2 protein-coding genes are annotated in these 849 nt (G+C 50.9%); both read left to right on the top strand.

The annotated features are described in order from the left end of the window. Nucleotides 1-123: 123 nt before the first annotated feature. A complete protein-coding gene (locus QKY98_RS23500) occupies nt 124-381 on the top strand; it encodes a DUF2933 domain-containing protein (RefSeq protein WP_017642860.1) in 258 nt (85 codons plus the stop codon). Nucleotides 382-404: 23 nt separating this feature from the next. Beyond that, nucleotides 405-635 carry a hypothetical protein gene (locus QKY98_RS23495; RefSeq protein ID WP_003292646.1) on the top strand — a complete coding sequence of 77 codons (231 nt, stop codon included), beginning with the start codon at nt 405-407 and terminating at the stop codon, nt 633-635. Nucleotides 636-849: the final 214 nt, after the last annotated feature.

Below are 849 nucleotides of genomic sequence, written 5' to 3'. Positions count from 1 at the left end.
CCAGACGTATGAGATGAAGGTCAAGACCCCCGACGGGAAGATCCATACGGTAGAGTTCCTGAGCACCCCAGTTGGCGTGAACAATGGCTAATCTGCCAAGCTTAATATCCGAGGGATAGTTAGATGAGCAGCATAATATCCAAGATTAAAAGCGTACTGCAGCGCAATCCGGTCGTAACGGGGTTAACCGCAGCTGTGGTTGGCTACATGCTACTGAACCAAAGCACTGCGGCGTTGGCAACAACGCTGCCAAGCCTGCTCTTTCTCTTGCCCTGCTTGTTGATGATGGTCGTATGCATGAAGCATATGTCTAGCGGTAAGTGCGACAAGCCCAAGGAGCCCAACGTTGGCGAAAACACCTTGTTAATCAAAAGCGAATAACCCACTGAACTTGGAGATTTAACATGCGAAAGGCCATCACCGTTACAGCAATCGCAATCACCTTGGCGAGCGGACTGAGTTTCGCAGCGGCAGATAAAGCGGACCAAAGCCATTCAGAAACCGGCATGATGAGCGGCGACAAGCATATGGAAATGATGGGTGACATGCGTGGAATGATGAAAGAGTGTCGTGAGATGATGGGGGCCGCCAAAGCCGACCACTCGCAAAATGGCGAAAATCCAGACGCAGCATAGGATATGAGGGTGTGAGTAACAATGATCGAAGCAGGTGGGGGGTGCCCCACCTGCTTTTTTGTGCTTGATGGCCTAACCAGGACCGTACTGATGGGAAAAGTGTCACTGACGAGCAGAATGGCGATAGCTCTCATGCTCGTGGTTACGGTTGTGCTGCTGGCGGCCGCAATCAGCTTTAATTATTTTTGTCAGCTCCATTTCGAACGCAAAGATG

Origin of the sequence: Pseudomonas sp. HR1 (assembly GCF_030175875.1) — a bacterium.
In the GTDB taxonomy this organism is placed as follows: domain Bacteria; phylum Pseudomonadota; class Gammaproteobacteria; order Pseudomonadales; family Pseudomonadaceae; genus Chryseomonas; species Chryseomonas oryzihabitans.
Note: the sequence above shows the minus strand (reverse complement) of the source record. Positions and strands in the feature narration are given on the sequence as shown.